13 protein-coding genes are annotated in these 17,055 nt (G+C 66.9%); all 13 read right to left on the bottom strand.

Annotated elements, in window-relative coordinates; translation table 11 throughout:
• Positions 1 to 6: 6 nt before the first annotated feature.
• The 13 genes from gshB to leuS all read right to left on the bottom strand — a co-directional run bounded on the left by gshB (position 7) and on the right by leuS (position 16,992).
• Positions 7 to 978: a glutathione synthase gene (gene gshB / locus QTH91_RS10250; RefSeq protein WP_286659976.1), complete on the bottom strand. Its 972-nt coding sequence runs from the start codon at positions 976 to 978 to the stop codon at positions 7 to 9.
• Positions 975 to 2,198: a benzoate/H(+) symporter BenE family transporter gene (locus QTH91_RS10245; protein WP_286659975.1), complete on the bottom strand. Its 1,224-nt coding sequence runs from the start codon at positions 2,196 to 2,198 to the stop codon at positions 975 to 977. The genes gshB and QTH91_RS10245 overlap by 4 nt, the downstream gene beginning before the upstream one ends.
• 68 nt (positions 2,199 to 2,266) lie before the next feature.
• Entirely contained in the window at positions 2,267 to 4,144 is a 1,878-nt protein-coding gene (locus QTH91_RS10240; protein ID WP_286659974.1) for a potassium transporter Kup, read from the bottom strand.
• A gap of 137 nt (positions 4,145 to 4,281) precedes the next feature.
• Positions 4,282 to 5,571 (bottom strand): glutamate--cysteine ligase, encoded by a 1,290-nt coding sequence (gene gshA / locus QTH91_RS10235; RefSeq protein ID WP_286659973.1) that lies wholly within the window; start codon positions 5,569 to 5,571, stop codon positions 4,282 to 4,284.
• 133 nt (positions 5,572 to 5,704) lie between these two features.
• Positions 5,705 to 7,183, bottom strand: a complete 1,479-nt coding sequence (locus QTH91_RS10230; protein WP_286659972.1) for a TrkH family potassium uptake protein — start codon at positions 7,181 to 7,183, stop codon at positions 5,705 to 5,707.
• A gap of 14 nt (positions 7,184 to 7,197) precedes the next feature.
• Complete coding sequence (gene trkA, locus QTH91_RS10225) at positions 7,198 to 8,664, bottom strand: Trk system potassium transporter TrkA (protein ID WP_286659971.1); 1,467 nt, start codon at positions 8,662 to 8,664, stop codon at positions 7,198 to 7,200.
• A 78-nt stretch (positions 8,665 to 8,742) separates the two neighbouring features.
• Positions 8,743 to 10,035 carry a glutamate-5-semialdehyde dehydrogenase gene (locus tag QTH91_RS10220; protein WP_286659970.1) on the bottom strand — a complete coding sequence of 431 codons (1,293 nt, stop codon included), beginning with the start codon at positions 10,033 to 10,035 and terminating at the stop codon, positions 8,743 to 8,745.
• 61 nt (positions 10,036 to 10,096) lie between these two features.
• A complete protein-coding gene (gene holA / locus QTH91_RS10215) occupies positions 10,097 to 11,170 on the bottom strand; it encodes a DNA polymerase III subunit delta (RefSeq protein ID WP_286659969.1) in 1,074 nt (357 codons plus the stop codon).
• A gap of 63 nt (positions 11,171 to 11,233) precedes the next feature.
• Complete coding sequence (locus QTH91_RS10210) at positions 11,234 to 12,148, bottom strand: arginase (RefSeq protein WP_286659968.1); 915 nt, start codon at positions 12,146 to 12,148, stop codon at positions 11,234 to 11,236.
• A 25-nt stretch (positions 12,149 to 12,173) separates the two neighbouring features.
• Entirely contained in the window at positions 12,174 to 13,226 is a 1,053-nt protein-coding gene (gene ocd, locus QTH91_RS10205; protein ID WP_286659967.1) for an ornithine cyclodeaminase, read from the bottom strand.
• A gap of 147 nt (positions 13,227 to 13,373) precedes the next feature.
• Positions 13,374 to 13,841, bottom strand: a complete 468-nt coding sequence (locus QTH91_RS10200) for an Lrp/AsnC family transcriptional regulator (RefSeq protein ID WP_286659966.1) — start codon at positions 13,839 to 13,841, stop codon at positions 13,374 to 13,376.
• Positions 13,842 to 13,849: 8 nt separating this feature from the next.
• Positions 13,850 to 14,362, bottom strand: a complete 513-nt coding sequence (locus tag QTH91_RS10195; protein WP_286659965.1) for an LPS-assembly lipoprotein LptE — start codon at positions 14,360 to 14,362, stop codon at positions 13,850 to 13,852.
• A 2-nt stretch (positions 14,363 to 14,364) separates the two neighbouring features.
• Positions 14,365 to 16,992, bottom strand: a complete 2,628-nt coding sequence (gene leuS / locus QTH91_RS10190; protein WP_286659964.1) for a leucine--tRNA ligase — start codon at positions 16,990 to 16,992, stop codon at positions 14,365 to 14,367.
• Positions 16,993 to 17,055 lie beyond the last annotated feature (63 nt).

The raw sequence follows: 17,055 nt of genomic DNA, 5'->3' as shown, positions 1-17,055 counted from the left end.
CCCTTTTCAGTCAGCGGGCAGCAGCCATTCGCCCGTCTTCAGCAGGTGCTCCAGCGCGTCGATGAACATCGCCGGCACGTCGAAGCCGGTCTGATCGGTGATTTCCTGGAAGCAGGTCGGGCTGGTAACGTTGATTTCGGTCAGCGATCCGCCAATCACGTCCAGCCCGATCAGAAGCAAGCCGCGCGCCGCCAGCACCGGGCCAAGGGCTTTGGCGATCTTGAGGTCTTCCGGCGTGAGTGGCTGGGCCACACCCTTGCCGCCCGCCGCCAGGTTGCCGCGCACTTCGCTGCCTTGGGGAATGCGCGCCAGGCTGAACGGCACCGGCTTGCCGCCGATCACCAGCACCCGCTTGTCGCCCTTGACGATGTCGGGCACGAAGCGCTGCACCATGATCGTCTGCGCGCCGTTGTCGTTCAGCGTCTCGATGATGGAGCCCAGGTTGAGCCCATCAGCCTTGACGCGAAAGATGCCCATGCCGCCCATGCCGTCCAGTGGCTTGAGGATGATGTCCTGATGCTCGGCATGGAAGTCGCGCACGGCCTGCGCCTCGCGCGTCACCAGCGTGGGGGTGGTGTGGTCGGCGAACTCCATGATCGCCAGCTTTTCCGGATGGTCGCGCAGGGCACGCGGCTTGTTGACCACCTTCGCGCCCTCTCGCTCGGCCTGTTCCAGCAGGTGCGTGGCATAGATGTACTCTGCGTCGAAGGGCGGGTCCTTGCGCATCAACACGGCGTCGAACTCGCTCAGGGCTCGCTCGGTGGTGGCCTCGGTGCGGAACCAGTCGTCCGCTTCGCCGGTGAGCACGATCTCGCGCACCGTGGCGGTCACCGGCCGGCCTCGCTGCCAGCGCAGTTGGCTCGGCTCGCAGGCAGCGATGCGATGGCCGCGACGCTGAGCCTCGCGCATCATCGAGAAGGTGGTGTCCTTGTAGGTCTTGAACACCTCGAGCGGGTCGGCGACGAAAAGCAGGTTCATGGCGTCGATGTCTTTCCGGTGGATGCAGAGTTCTTGTCTTGGGCCTTTGCGCCTTCGCGTCGGCCCAGGCTTTGGATGGCGAGCGCCGCAGCGCCCGCGACGACTCCCCAGAAGGCCGAGCCCACGCCAGCCAGCGTGACGCCCGAAAGGGTGACCAGGAAGGTGATGAGCGCGGCCTCGCGATGCGATTCACCGCGCACGGCCATGGCCAGTCCGCTGCCGATCGTGCCCAACAGCGCGAGGCCGGCGATGGCCGCGACCAGTTCCTTTGGGAACGCGGTGAGCAAGCCGGCGACTGCGGCGCCGAAGATGCCGATAAGCACATAGAGCACGCCGCAGCTCACCGCCGCGGTGTAGCGCCGCGCAGGGTCTTCGTGCGCCTCGCGCCCCATGCAGATGGCCGCGGTGATGGCACTCAGGTTGAGCGCGAAAGCGCCGAACGGTGCCAGCACCAGCGTCATGAAACCAGAGAAGCTGATCAGCCGCGACACCGGCATGTCGTAGCCGGAAGCGCGGATGGCCGCCACGCCCGGCAGGTTCTGCGACGCCATCGTCACCACAAAGAGCGGCAGTGCCAGGCTCACCGCCGCCTGCCAGGTGAACTGCGGCATCGTGAACACGGGCCGAGCCAGGTCGAAGTGCACCGCCTGCCAGGCCATCTCGCCGCGCGCCGCGACAAAAGCGATGGCCACCGCCAGCGTGATCGGCACCGCGTAGCGCGGCAGCACGCGCCGCGCCACCAGGTAGCTGCCGAGCATCAGCAGCACCAGCGGCAACGCCGTCTGCGCCGCCTGGAAAGCCTGCAGGCCGAAGCGTGCGAGCACCCCGGCCAGCAGGGCCGAGGCGATCTCCATCGGGATGCGGTTCATCAACCGCTCGAACCAGCCGGTCGCGCCGCAAAGGATGATGAGCAACGCGCACACGATGAAGGCGCCGACCGCCTCATTCATGCTGAAGCCGGCGCCGGCCACCGCCAGCACCGCCGCGCCCGGCGTGCTCCAGGCGATCATCACGGGCTTTTTCCACAGCAGCGATGGCAACGCCGACGACAGCCCCATGCCGAGGCCCAACGCCCACATCCATGAAGCAATCAGCTCCGGCGTGGCGCCGAAGGCCTGCGCAGCCTGGAACACGATCGCCACCGAACTGGTGAACCCCACCAGCACCGCGACGAACCCGGCCACGAAGGCCGACAGGCTCAGATCCTTGAAGAAACGCATGGCCGCGATTGTGCAACCCCGGCCCGCTCCCCGCCGCGGCAGGGGCAAGCCCGCCTCGGCGATGCGGGCTAGATCTCGATCTTGGAGCCCAACTCCACCACCGCGTTGTTCGGCAGGCTCAGGAAGTGCGCCACGCCACTGGCGTTGTGGTGCATCTGCGCGAACAGCTTCTCGCGCCACGGCGCCATGCCACTGCCCAGTGTCGGGATGACCACGTCGCGCGACAGGAAGTAGCTGGTCGTCATGTTGTCGAGCTGACAGCCGCGAAGGCGCGCACCTTCGAGTGCGCTGGGCAGGTCGATGTCGTTCTTGAAGCCATAGTTGACCTTGACCTGCCAGCAGTGGTGGCCCAGCGGCTCCATCTCGATGCGCTTGTCCATCGGGATCCAGGGCACCTCGTGGTTCTTGACCGTGACGAACAGGTTCTGCTCGTGCAGCACCTTGTTGTGCTTGAGGTTGTGGAGCAGCGCATTGGGCACGATGCCCGGATCGGCCGTGAGGAACACCGCCGTGCCTTCCACCCGCGCCGGCGGGTTGACGAAGACCGAATCGAGGAAGGCCCGCAGATCGATGGCATCGTTGCGCTGGGCATCGTGCATGAGGCGGCGGCCCTCTTTCCAGGTGATCATCAGCGTGAAGACCACGCCGCCGATGAGCAGCGGGAACCAGCCGCCCTCGAAGAGCTTGAGCAGGTTCGACGCCCAGAACGCGAAGTCGACCACGAAGAACGCAGAGGTCGCGACCACGCACAGAAAAAGCGGCAGCTTCCAGGCGTAGCGGATCACGAAGAAGGTCAGCACCGTCGTGATCATCATGTCGGTGGTCACGGCGATGCCGTAGGCCGCGGCCAGGTTGCTCGAGCTGCGGAACATGACCACTGCCAGCACGATCGCCGCGAACAGTCCCCAGTTGACGAACGGAATGTAGATCTGCCCGGTCGAGCGCACGCTGGTGTGCTCGATGTTCAGGCGCGGCAGGAATCCCAGCTGGATCACCTGGCGCGTGACGCTGAATGCGCCGGTGATCAGCGCCTGCGACGCGATCACCGTGGCCATGGTGGCCATCACCACCATCGGCATGACGGCCCACTCGGGCATCATCATGTAGAAGGGATTCTTCACCGCCGCCGGATCGCGCAGCAGCAGTGCGCCCTGCCCGAAGTAGTTGAGGGTGAGCGCAGGCATCACGATGGAAAACCACGCAATGCGGATCGGCCCCTTGCCGAAGTGGCCGAGGTCGGCATAGAGCGCCTCCGCCCCGGTCACGCACAGCACCGTCGCGCCCAGGATGAGGAAGCTCGTGCCCGGGTTCTCCCAGATGAAGCGCAGCGCGTAGTGCGGGCTCAGCGCCCACAGGATCTCGGGGTGCGTGACGATCTGCAACACGCCCAGCACGGCGATCGAGATGAACCACACGAGCGTGATCGGCCCGAAGAACTTGCCGATGCCGCTGGTGCCGTGCTTCTGGACCGCGAAAAGGCAGAACAGAACCACCAAGGTGATCGGCACCACGTATTCGGTGAAGTGGGGCGAGACGACTTCCAGGCCCTCCACGGCAGAGAGCACCGAAATGGCCGGGGTGATGACGCCATCGCCATAGAACAGCGAAGTGCCGAAGATGCCCATCACCAGAAGGACGTGGCGCAGGCGGGGGCGGTCGGCCACCGCGCGCGAGGCCAGGGCCAGCATCGCCACGAGGCCGCCTTCGCCTTCGTTGTCGGCGCGCAGCACCAGGACGACGTACTTGAGCGAGACGATGATCGTCAGCGTCCAGAAGAACATCGACAGGATGCCGTAGACGTTGTCGACGGTGAACATCACCCGATCGTGGCTGAAGACCTCCTTGGTCGCATACAGCACGCTGGTGCCGATGTCGCCATAGACGACGCCGATGGCCGCCAGGATCAGCGCGGCGGATGGGACGGATTTGGTGCTGGAAGAAGACACGTGCGTGCGAATTTCAAGGGCGGCACGCAGGCCCGCGGGTCCATGCGTTCGACTTTTTGTCCGCGGGTAGTACTGAGATGCCGGCTATTGTGCCGCGTTGCAAAGGCCGCGCCAACGCCGCCCGGCCGGAGCTCAGCTCAGGCGTAGACCTCGGCTTCGGGGTCGGTGGCCTCGAGCTCGTAGCTGGCCGCCACCATCGCCAGGCGTCCGATCACGCCATACATGTAGAAGCGATTCGGTGCGCTCGCGCCGGGCTTCGCACCAGGTTGCGGTAAGTGCACACTCTCCGAAAACGCCAGTGGCACATAGCTCGCGGCCGGCGAATCGAGGCTTTCGTCTTCGTCGCGGCCGGCGTGGACGCGGTAGAAGCCGCCCACCACGTAGCGATCCATCATGTAGACGACCGGCTCGGCCACGCTGTTGTGCACCCGTTCGCGGGTGAGCACGCCTTCCTGGACGATCACTTCGTCGATCTGCGGCGGGCCGTCCGCGGCCTCGGCGCGAGGCTTGCGCGCCAGCGTCTTGAGGTCCTTCACGTCGCGCACCGTCACCACGCCCACGCCGTTCGTGCCGTTATCGGGCTTGACGATGACGAACGGCTTTTCGTTGATGCCGTATTCCTTGTACTTGCGCCTGATCTTCGTCAGCAGCGCATCGCAGTGGCTTTCAAGCTCTTCCAGGCCCTTGCCGGCCGCCAGGTTGACACCTTCGGCGTGGCTGAACAGCGGGTGGATCAGCCAGGGATCGATGCCCAGCAGCTTGCCGAAGCGCTTGGAGACTTCTTCGTAGCTGCGAAAGTGCTTGCTCTTGCGGCGCACCGACCAGCCCGCATGCAGCGGCGGCAGCAGGTATTGTTCGTACAGATCCTCAAGAATGCCCGGGGCACCGGCCGACAGATCGCTGTTGAGCAGGATGGTGCACGGATCGAAGTTCTTCAGGCCCAGGCGACGACGGCTGCGAACCACGGGTTCCAGGCACACGGTTTCGCCGTGCGGCAGCTCGATCTTCTTGGGCGACTTGATGGCCGGGTCGATGGAGCCGACCCGCACATTCAAGCCCGCCATCTGGAAGATGCGCACCAGTTGCGCCACGTTGGCCAGATAGAAGGTGCTGTTGGCGTTGTTTTCGGGAATGACGAGCAGGTTGCGCGCTTCCGGACAGATCTTCTCGATCGCTGCCTGTGCGGCCTGCACCGCCAGGGGCAGGGTCTCGCGCGTCAGGTTGTTCCAGCCGTTGGGATACAGGTTGGTGTCCACCGGCGCCAGCTTGAAGCCGGCATTGCGGATGTCGGCCGAGCTGTAGAACGGGGGGGTGTGCTCCATCCACTCCAGACGGAACCAGCGCTCGATGGCAGGCATCGAATCCAGGATGCGCTGCTCGAGTTCGTTGATCGGTCCGGTCAGGGCGGTGACGAGATGGGGAACCATGCGGCGGCCTTGTGAGCTTGTTGTGTGGAGTGTGCGGCAGGAAACCGGGGGGCCATTGTAGGATTTGGGGATGACCGGCTCCATGGCAAGAGGGCGCGCCGGCCGGGTGGCGCCCCCGGGCGCAAAAGCGGGGTCAGCGCCGCCAGAACGACGGTGTCAGCAAGGCGATGAAGCTCAGCAGTTCCAGTCGGCCCAGCACCATCGCCAGGGTGCACACCCACAGTTGGGCGTCGGTCAGCACGCCGTAGTGCGCCGCAGGGCCGACCGACCCCAGGCCCGGCCCCATGCAGTTCACGCTCGCGATCACGGCGCTGAAGGCGGTCACCGGATCGACGTCGGCCAGCACCAGCAGCATGGCCAGCGAAATGATGGTCACGCCATAGACCAGCATGAACGCCAGCACGGCGAAGATCACGCGATCGTCCACCACCTTGTCGCCCAGCTTGACGGGCTGAACCGCGCGCGGATGTACCAGTCGCCTCATCTCGCGCCCGGCCTGCTTGAGCAGGATCAGCACCCGCACCATCTTGATGCCACAGCCGGTGGAGCCTGCGCTGGTGGCGATGCCCGACAGCAGCAGCATGAACATCGGCGCAAACACCGGCCAGGCCAGATAGTCCACCGTGGCATAGCCGGTGGTGCTGCCGATCGAAACCGCATGGAAGAAGCCCAGGCGCAGCGCTTCGAGCAGGCCATAGACATTCTTGAACCACAGCACGGCAGAGACCACCAAGCCTCCGCCGATCAGCGCTACCAGCGTTGCGCGCATTTCGGGATCGCGCCAGAAGCCCCGCCAGTGACCCTTGCGCATGGCGGTGAAGTACAGCGCGAAGTTGCAGCTGGCCACCAGCATGAAGCCCACCGAGATCGCCTCGAGTAAGGGGGATCCGAAATGGCCGAAGCTGGTGTCGTGCGATGAAAGCCCACCCAGGCTCACCGTGCTGAACATGTGCATGACGGCATCGATGGGCGTCATGCCGCCTGCCCAGTAGGCCAGTGCGCAGGCCAGCGAGAGGGCGGCGTAGATGCCCCACAGGCCCTTGGCCGTGTCGGTGATGCGCGGAGTGAGGCGGTTGTCCTTGATCGGGCCAGCCACTTCGGCCTTGAACAGCTGGCTGCCGCCCACGCCCAGCAAGGGCAGGATGGCCACCGCCAGCACCAGGATGCCCATGCCGCCCAGCCACTGCATGAAGGTGCGCCAGACATTGATGGACACCGGCAGCGTGTCGAGCCCGGTCAGCACTGTGGCGCCCGTGGTGGTCAGGCCCGATACCGCCTCGAAGTAGGCGCCGCTGAAAGAGATCGGCCGGCCGACCGCGGCGAGCGCTTCGCGGATGGGCCACGATGCGAACAACGGCAGCACCACCCACACCAGCGATACCAGGATGATGCCGTGGCGCGGATGCAGCTCGCGCTTGTGGCGCCGCAGGCCGACCCAAAGCAGCACGCCGCACAGCAGCGTGCCAGCGCCCGCTTGCGCCCAGATCGCGTGCAGCCCGTCCGAATGCGTCCACGAGATGCCCAGCGGCAATGCCACGCCAAGCGCAAAGAAGGTCAGCAGCACACCCATGACCCGAAGGACCGGCAGGAAGTGGGTCGTCAACGCACTCATTTCGCGGCTCGGCCTCAGAAGAAGGTGGCGCTGACGCGGAACAGCTTTTCCACCTCCCGCACCTGGCGCTTGCGCGGAATGAAGATCACGACGTGGTCATTGCTTTCGATGACGGTGTTGCCACGCGGGATGATGACTTGAGGCGCGGCCTGCTCGCCGACGGGCTCGGCATCGGCCAGTGCATCGGCATCTGGCAGGCCTCGCATGATCAGGCCGAACTGCGCCCCCTTGGGCAGGTCGATCTCGTCGATGGAGCGCCCCACGACGCGTGAGGTCTTGCGATCGCCTCGCGCCACGATCTCCAGCGCCTCTGCCAGTCCGCGGCGCAGGCTGTGCACCGCCTGTACATCGCCGCGCCGAACGTAGGTGAGCAACTCGCCCAGCATCGTCTGCGCGGGCGACAGCGCGATGTCGATCTGCGTGCCGTGCATCAGGTCGGCATAGCTGCGGCGATTGATCAGTGCCAGCACGCGCGATGCGCCCAGTCGCTTGGCCAGCAGGCTGGCCATGATGTTGTTCTCGTCGTCGTTGGTCAGCGCGAGGAACAGGTCGATCTGCTCGATGCCTTCGTCATCCAGGAGGTCTTCGTCGGTACCGTCCGCATGAAGCACCAGCACGCTCGAAGGCAACTCGGACGCGAGCGTCACGCAGCGCTGGGCGTCGCGCTCCAGGACCTTGAGCTGGATATCGCGACCGCTTTCCACGAGTTGCCGCGCCAGGCGCATGCCCACGCGCCCCCCGCCGGCGATCATGATGCGCGTGACCTCGCGCCGCGTGTCGTCCTGGTGCCGGTGCAATGCAGAGAGCACCGACTTGAGGTGCTCGCGTGCCGCCAGCACGAAGACTTCGTCGCCGGGCTCGATCCGCGTGCTGCCTTCGCAGACGATGAAGCGGTCGGGCTGGTCGAGCAGCCGGCGATAGATGGCCACGATGCGCATGTCGGCGTCGGGCACTCGGTCGCGCAACTCGGCAATGCTGTGGCGAACCAGCGGCGCGCCGGCCACGGCCCGCACGGACACCAGGCATGCCAGGCCGCCCGCGAACTCGCGCACCTGAAGCGCCTCGGGATACTCGACCAGCTTGCCGATGTAGCGCGTGAGCGATTCCTCGGGGCAGATGACGCGATCGACCGCAAAACCTTCCTTGCCCAGCAGCGCATCGTCGGCGCGGTAGCTGGGGGAACGCACGCGGGCGATGCGCGTCGGAACGTTGAACAACTGGTGTGCCAGCTTGCAGCACACGAGGTTGGTCTCGTCCAGCGCGGCGCAGGCGATCAGCATGTCCGCATCGCGTGCGCCCGCCTCGGCGAGCACGTCGGGCTCGATGCCGCTGCCGCGCACGCCGCGCAGCTCGAAGCGCTCCTCCAACTCGCGCAGGCGCTGCGGGTCGGTGTCGATGACGGTGATTTCGTTGCGCTCCGAGACCAGCGTACCGGCCACGCTCTCCCCGATGCGGCCCGCCCCCAGGATGATGATCTTCATGACTGACGGGCCTCCCTGGCCCTGTTTCTTATCGCTTGCACGTATGTCGGCGGCTGTTTGCCGGCCGACGCCGGCCGGTCATCGCCTCAGCTCGCCGTTGCCCAGCACGACGTACTTGAGCGAAGTCAGCCCCTCGATGCCCACGGGACCGCGGGCGTGGAACTTGTCGGTGCTGATGCCGATCTCGGCGCCCAGTCCGAACTCGAAGCCGTCGGCAAACCGGGTGCTGGCATTGACCATCACGCTGGCCGAATCGACTTCGCGCAGGAACCGTTGGGCATGCATGTGGTCGCGCGTGACGATGGCGTCCGTGTGGTGGCTCGAATAGTGGTTGATGTGCGCGATGGCCTCGTCCACGCCCTCGACCACCTTGATGCTGATCACGGCGGCCAGGTACTCCTCGAACCAGTCGGACTCCTGGGCGGGCACGACGCTCGCACCCTCGGGCAGAGCGCCGGGCGCGCGCAGGATGGCGCTTGCCGCCTCGTCACAGCGCATCTCGACGCCCTTGGCAGCGAACACGGCGCCGATCTTCGGCAGAAACTCGGCGGCGACGCTTCGCGCCACCAGCAGGCCTTCGGCCGCATTGCAGGGGCTGTACTTCTGCGTCTTGGCGTTGTCGACGATGGCCTGGGCCATGTCCAGATCGGCACCGGCATCCACGAACACATGGCAGTTGCCGTCCAGGTGCTTGATGACCGGCACCTTCGCATCGCGGCTGATGCGCTCGATCAGCCCCTTGCCGCCGCGCGGGATGATCACGTCCACGTATTGCGGCATGGCGATCAGGCGGCCCACCGCCTCGCGGTCGGTGGTCTGCACCAGTTGCACCGCCTCGGGCGGCAGGCCGGCCTCGGCCAATGCGTCGGCCACCATTTGCGCCAGGGCCCGGTTGGATTCGATGGCCTCCGAGCCGCCACGCAGGATGGCGGCGTTGCCGCTCTTGATGGCCAGGCTGGCGGCTTCGATGGTCACGTTGGGACGGCTCTCGTAGATCATGCCGAACACGCCGATCGGCACGCGCATCTGGCCGACGCGGATGCCGGTGGGCTGCTGGCGCATGCCGATGATCTCGCCGATCACGTCCGGCATGGCGGCCAGCTGCAGGCAGCCTTGGATCAGCGTGTCGATCACCTTGCTGGACAGGCGCAGACGGTCGACCATCGGCGCCGCCAGGCCGGCGGCCTGCGCGCGCTCGACATCGCGCGCGTTGGCCTCGGCCAGTTCCGGTCCGGCGTCGCCCAGGCGGCGCGCCAGCGCCTTGAGCGCGGCGTTCTTGGTGGCGGCATCGGCGCGGGCCATGCGGGCGGCGGCCTGCCTGGCCTGCGCGCCCAGGGCCTGCATGTGTTCGTCGACGTTGAAGGCGTTCATGGCCGTCATTTTCCCACCGGCTGGGGGTGGATGCTCGCCAGGGGAGAAATGGGCGCGCCGATCAGGCCCGGCGCGGCCGCCGGTCCGCCTTGCACAGCATGCACAGGCGAAATGCCAGGCGATGCAGCGCCTGCCAGCCGTCGGCCGGCCAGTCCGGCCGGCGCAGGCCCTTGACGATGCCGTCCACCACATGGGCATCGCCCAACAGACGGGTCAGCACCCGGCCGTCGAGCATCGGCAGCACGCGCTCGAAGGCCCGCTCTCGCGGCCCCCAGACGCGGTTCTCGCGCAGCGCCATGGGCAGCGGCCGGCCGCCGTCCACGGCGTCGCGCACCCGCTTGAGCGCACGGATGTCCTCGGCCAATGTGTAGTGCACCAGCACCTCGGCTTCGCCCTCGGCCCGCAGCCCTTCCAGCATTCGGGCAACCCGTTGGGGCTGCCCGCCGAGCACCGCGTGCGAGAGCTTGAACACGTCGTAGCGCGCGACGTTGTTGACAGCCGCCTCGACCTGGTCGAACGAGAGTTCGCCCTGGGGATGAAGCAGGCCGAGTTTCTGGATCTCCTGGTGCGCGGCCAGCAGGTTGCCTTCGACCCGATCGGCGAAGAACTGCAGCGTGCGCTGGCCTTCCTCGCCCGCCATCACGCGTTGGCCCTGGCGGGACAGGCGCAGGGCGATCCATTCGGGCAGCGCGCCCCGCTCCACGCTGTCCACCTGGACGACGGCGCCGTTTTGCGAAAGGGCGGTGAACCAGGCGCTCTTGCGGGTGGTCATATCCAGGCGCGGCAGCAGCACCAGGGTCAGCGTGTCCTCGTTGGCGGGCGCCGACTCGGCAATCTTCTGCAAGGCCTCGCTGCCGTCCTTGCCCGGCTTGCCCGAAGGAATGCGCAGTTCCACCAGTTGGCGGTCGGCGAAAAGGCTCATCGCGCCGCCGGCAGCGAGCACCGCGCTCCAGTCGAAGCGCGCGCCTTCCACGTTGTAGACCGACCGCTCGGTGTGGCCACGGGCGCGCGCCGCGCTGCGGATGGCATCGGCCGCCTCCTGGATGAGGAGCGGCTCGTCGCCATGCAGGGTGTAAAGCGGCCTGGGCGTGTCCTTCTCGAGGTGCGCGGCCAGCCGGTTGAGCGGCAAATCCATGGCGCGGAGTTTACGCAGCGCCCGCCGCAACGGGCAGTCGCCTGCGGATCGGAGGGTAGCGCCTCAGGCGACCAGGCGTTGCAGCGGCGCCGTGGACGATGGCGTCGCAGCGTCCAGCAGCGCGAACGATGCCAGCGCGGTACGGCCATCGACGTCGTGCGCCGGGTTGTATTCGACCAACTCCAGCGCCGCGCATCCGGGCTGGCGCGCACAGTCGCGAAGCGCGTCCAGCGCCGCCTGCAGCCCGATGCCCGATTCGACCGGCGTGCCGGTACCCGGCGCATCGACCGGATCGAGCGCGTCCAGGTCGAAGCTCAGGCCCCAGGCCGAAGTGGCGCGTCGCACGCGCTGCATGGCCTCTTCCATGCAGGCGCCGAATCCGCGGCGCTGAACTTCGGGCATGTACATGATCCGCACGCCCAGGCGCTCCAGCAGCGCCTTCTCGCCAGCCTCGTAGCTGCGAGCGCCGACGATGACCAGGTGTTCAGGCCGGATCTTGCCGAGCCAGCCGTACAGGCCCGCCAGCGCCGATGCGCCGTGGCCCAGCAGCGCCGCCACCGGCATGCCGTGCGGCGCCTGCGTGTGCGAAGTGGCGGGCGTGTGTGCGTCGAGGTGCGCGTCGACCCAGATCAGGCCGATCGGGCCGCCCGGGCGATGCGCCTGGGCGACCGCGCTCCAAGTGCCCACGGCGCAGGAATGGTCGCCGCCGATCACGACGGGCAGGTCTCCACGCCGCAGCGCGCGCGTCACGGCCTGGGCCAGCCGACTGCTGAAGGCCGCGACGGCGTCGAGCCGTTCCGCCGCGCTTTGGGCCGATCGGGCACGCACCATCGATGACCAGCCCGCCGGCCGCTCGGGACGGGCGAGAAACTCCGCCAGGCCGCGCTCGCGCAGGGCACGGGCACCCCACTTGCAGCCAGGGTCGCTCGCGCCTTCGCCGACTTCGGCGCCGATCAGGGCCAGTGCTTTGTCTTGCATGTGCATTCTTCCCTTCCAATTGCCGTCAGGCGGCCAGCCGTGCGGCGTCATGGCCGCGCATCGCCAAGCCGTAAAGGTCCTTCGGATCGTCCATGGTGGGGACGAGATCGATGTCGCGCCCCACGCCGTGTTCCCGCGCCAGTTGGTTCACGCATCGAAGCGCGGACAAGTCTTCCAGCGCGAACCCGACCGAGTCGAACAGCGTGATCTGGTTCGCATCCTTGCGGCCAGCGCGGCGCTCCGCCAGGACTTCCCACAGTTCGGTGACCGCGAAATCGGCCGGCATCTGCTGAAGCTCGCCCTCGGCACGGGTCTGCGGCTCGTATTCGACGAAGACATCGGCACATCGGACCAGTTCGGCCGAAAGCTCCGTCTTGCCGGGGCAGTCTCCGCCCACGGCGTTGATGTGCGTTCCCGGCGCGACGAGGCCCTCGCCGAGAACGGTCGCGCGCCGCTTGTCCGCCGTGATGGTGGTAACGATGTCGGCACCCCGCACTGCCTCGGCCACGCTGGCACAGCGGCGTGCGCGCAGGCCGCCGCTGCCCAGGTGTGGCGCCAGGTTGCGCAGCAGCTTGTCGGTGGCTCGCGCGTCCACGTCGAACAGGCGCAAGTCGCGGATGCCAAGCACGTCCATGAAGGCCAGCGCCTGGAACTCGGCCTGCGCGCCATTGCCGATCAACGCCATCGAATTCGCGCCGGGCCGGGCCAACACGCCGGCGGCAAGTACCGAGGTCGCGGCCGTGCGCAGCGCGGTGGTGAGCGTCAGTTCGCTGAGCAGGACCGGGCGGCCAGTGGCGACATCGGCCAGCAGGCCGAAGGCCATCACGGTCGGCAGGTTGAGGGCAGGATTGCCCGGGTGCCCGTTGACGTACTTGAAGGCGTAGTGCGATTCGTCGGCCACCGGCATCAGTTCGATCACGCCGCTCGGCGAGTGATGGGCAACGCGGGCGCTCTTGTGGAAATCACCCCAGCGCAGGAAGTCCTCGCGGATGTATCGGCCCATCTCGCGGCAAACGCGCGGCACGCCCAGTTGCCGCACCAGATGCGCCATGTCGTGAAAGTCGATGAAGCGGGTCATGAAAGCCTCTCCTGCAAGTCCGGGCCATTGCAGGCCCTGTGCAGAAAAGTCTAGGGATCCGCGCGCGTCGCGACGGACGTTGTGCGCCAGCGCCGATGCGGGCAACGCCGGTCGATGGCGCCTGCCGCTTCCGATTCGGAAGTCGCCTCAGGTGGCCAGCGGAAAGCCGGTGAATTCCTTGACCGTCTGGAGTTCGGTGCTGGTGACGATCCGGTCGATGCCCAGCGCGACGTCGTCCAGCCAGGCGTTGGTCAGGTGGCGGTAGTGCGCCAGGTCCTGGCAAGCCAGGCGCAGCAGGTAGTCGTAGCGCCCGCTGACCAGCCAGCAGCCGACGACCTCGCGGCATTCGACGACATGCCGCTCGAAGCGTTGCACCGTGGCCTGGCGCTGGTCCTTGAGGGTGACCTCGGCAAAGACCGCCACCTGTTGCGCCGCCGAGCGCGACACCTGCGCCCGGTAGCCCTCGATCACGCCGGTCTCCTCCAGCCGACGGATGCGGTTGAGCGTGGCGCGCGGCGACAGGTGGACCAGCTCGGACAAAGCCTGTGCGCTCATGCGGCCGTCTTGCTGCAGCCGCTCGAGCAGGATGCGGTCGATGCGGTCGAGTGGCTGCATCGGCCTCGCTAGAGCGACTTGGCGGCCGCCAGCCGGCGCACCGTCTGCTGGACCACGTCGGTCGTCATGTCGCGATACAGCAGCGCCACTTCGTTTTCTTTGGCGAGCGCCGCCGTCTCGTTGTAGGTGATGTCACGGAACTGCGTGATCTCCGACGGCGGGATGATCTCCTTGCCCGCTGGCGTGCGCACCTTGAAGCGCACCTTCAGGAACAACTGCATCTCGCGAACCTGGCCGGCCGAGTTGGTCGACAGCACCACCTGGTCGCGCGATTCGCCCAGCATGTCGAAGATCGCCTCGGCATCGTTGGCCTGTGTCATCGGCAGCGTGGTCAGCGTGCCGGTCACTTCGATGGCGCGCTTGAGTTGCTTCAGGTAGGCGCTGCTGTCGGGCATGGCCAGGGTGCGGAAGGCAAAGTTGGGCGCCTCGCGCAGCTTGAAGCCGCAACCGGCCAACACAAGCGCCGCGCCGCCGCCTGCCAGGAGCAGGCGACGCGAAGGATCGAAGCAGCGGCTCGCCATCGTCAGACCACCACGTTGACCAGGCGGCCAGGCACGACGATCACGCGCTTGGGTTTGGCGCCCTCGGCATGCTTGGCGAAGGCCTCGCTGGCCAGCACCATCGCCTCGATCTCTTCCTTGGACGCGGTGGCCGGCACTAGCACCGAACCGCGCAGCTTGCCGTTGATCTGCAGCATCAGCTCGACTTCGTCGCGCGCCAGCGCGGCTTCGTCCACCTTCGGCCATGGCGCGTCGAGCAGGGTGCCTTCGAGCGCGTCGTAGCCCAGCATCTGCCAGAGCTCGCAACCGATGTGCGGCGTGACGGGGTACAGGCAGCGCAACAGGATGCCGAAGCCTTCGCGCAGCGCGGCCACGTCGCCGTCGTCGGCCGGCTTGAAGGCCTCGAGCGCGTTGAGCAGCTTCATCGCGCCCGACACCACCGTGTTGTATTGCATGCGCTGGTAGTCGTAGTCGACCTGGCGCAAGACGGTGTGCACCTCGTGGCGCAAGGCCTTGGCAGCCTTGCCGTACGCCGGGGCGGCACCGGTCGCGGCCGGCAGATCCTTGACCACCAGGCCGAAGTTCCACACCCGCCGCAGGAAGCGGAACGAGCCTTCCACCGCGGCGTCGTTCCACTCCAGCGTGGCTTCGGGCGGCGCGGTGAACATGGTGTAGAGCCGGGCCGTATCGGCGCCGTACTTCTCGATCAGGTCCTGCGGGTCGACGCCGTTGCGCTCGCTCTTGCCCATCTTGCCGACGCCGCCGTACTCGACGACCGTGCCGTCCGCCAGCGTGCCGCCGACGATGTGGCCTTGATCGTCGAGCTTGGCCGTCACCTCGAGCGGCGGGTGGTAGTCCTTGCCGCCCTTCGCGTTGCGGGTGAAGTAGATGTGGTTGAGCACCATGCCCTGGGTCAGCAGGCGCTCGAAGGGCTCGTCGATGTCCACGAGGCCCAGGTCGCGCATCACCTTGGTCCAGAAGCGGGCGTACAGCAGGTGCAGGATGGCGTGCTCGATGCCGCCGATGTACTGGTCCATCGGCATCCAGTACTTGGCGCCATCGGCCACCATCGCGCCCTCGTTCTTCGGGTCGCAATAGCGCATGAAGTACCAGCTGCTGTCCACGAAGGTATCCATCGTGTCCGTCTCGCGGCGGGCGGGCGCGCCGCACACCGGGCAGGTCACGCCGGCATGGAAGCCTTCGTGCTTGTTCAGCGGGTTGCCGCTGCCATCGGGCACGCAGTCGGTCGGCAGCACGACCGGCAGGTCCTTCTCGGGCACCGGCACCGCGCCGTGCTCGGCGCAATGGATGATCGGGATCGGCGTGCCCCAGTAGCGCTGGCGGCTCACACCCCAGTCGCGCAGTCGCCAGGTGGTCTGCAGGCCGCCCAGGCCCTTCTGCTCCAGCGCGTGGGCCACGGCCCGCACGGCTTCTTCGTGGCGCATGCCGCTGAAGTTGTCGGAGTTGATGGTGATGCCGCGGGTCTTGTCGCCGTACCAGTCCTGCCAGCGGTGGTAGTCGAAGTGCGGCTCGTCTTCCACCAGCACCACCTGCACGATGTCGATGTTGTACTTGTTGGCAAAGGCGAAGTCGCGCTCGTCATGCGCCGGCACCCCCATCACGGCGCCGTCGCCGTAGCTCATGAGCACGTAGTTGCCCACCCACACCGGAATCTGCTCGTCGGTGATGGGATGCGTCACGGTCAGGCCGGTGGGCACGCCCTTCTTTTCCTGCGTGGCCAGCTCCGCCTCGGTGGTGCCGCCGGCCTTGCATTCCTCGATGAAGTCGGCGACCTTGCGGTTGGTGCTGGCGGCAAAGGCGGCCAGCGGATGCTCGGGCGCGACGGCGCAGAAGGTCACGCCCATGATGGTGTCCGCCCGGGTGGTGAACACGTACATGCGGCCGTCCTGGATCAGGTTGCCGCTGGCGTCCTTGATGTCGTGGGTGAAGGCGAAGCGCACACCCTCGCTCTTGCCGATCCAGTTCTCCTGCATCAGCCGCACCCGCTCCGGCCAGCCCGGCAGCTTGTTCTGGGTGAACTCGAGCAGCTCGGGCGCGTAGTCGCTGATCTTGAGGTAGTAGCCCGGGATCTCGCGGCGCTCCACCGGTGCGCCGGTGCGCCAGCCCTTGCCGTCGACCACCTGCTCGTTGGCGAGCACCGTCTGGTCGACCGGGTCCCAGTTGACCACCTGGGTCTTGCGGTAGGCGATGCCTTTTTCCAGCATCTTGAGGAACAGCCACTGGTTCCACTTGTAGTAGTCGGGCTGGCAGGTGGTGACCTCGCGGCTCCAGTCGATGGCCAGACCGATCGCCTTCAACTGGCTCTTCATGTCGGCGATGTTGTTCATCGTCCAGGCATGTGGCGGCACGCCGTTCTTCAGCGCCGCGTTCTCCGCGGGCAGGCCGAAGGCGTCCCAACCCATGGGCATCAGCACGTTGTAGCCGTTCATGCGCAGGTAGCGCGTGAGCATGTCGTTGATCGTGTAGTTGCGCACGTGGCCCATGTGCAGCTTGCCGCTGGGGTAGGGCAGCATGGAGCAGGCGTAGTACTTCTTCTTGTTCGCGTCCTCGATGACGCGATAGGCGTCGGCGGCGGCCCATTTGCCTTGGGCGGCGGCCTCGACGTCGGCGGGTTTGTAGGTGGGATTCATGGATCTGGACGGGATTTGCCGCTCTCGACGGGAGCTGCAACGTGCGGGAGTCGAAGATTATCG

Source organism: Variovorax dokdonensis (genome assembly GCF_030316895.1).
Lineage (GTDB): Bacteria > Pseudomonadota > Gammaproteobacteria > Burkholderiales > Burkholderiaceae_C > Variovorax > Variovorax dokdonensis.
This window is presented reverse-complemented; position numbering and strand designations above follow the sequence as displayed.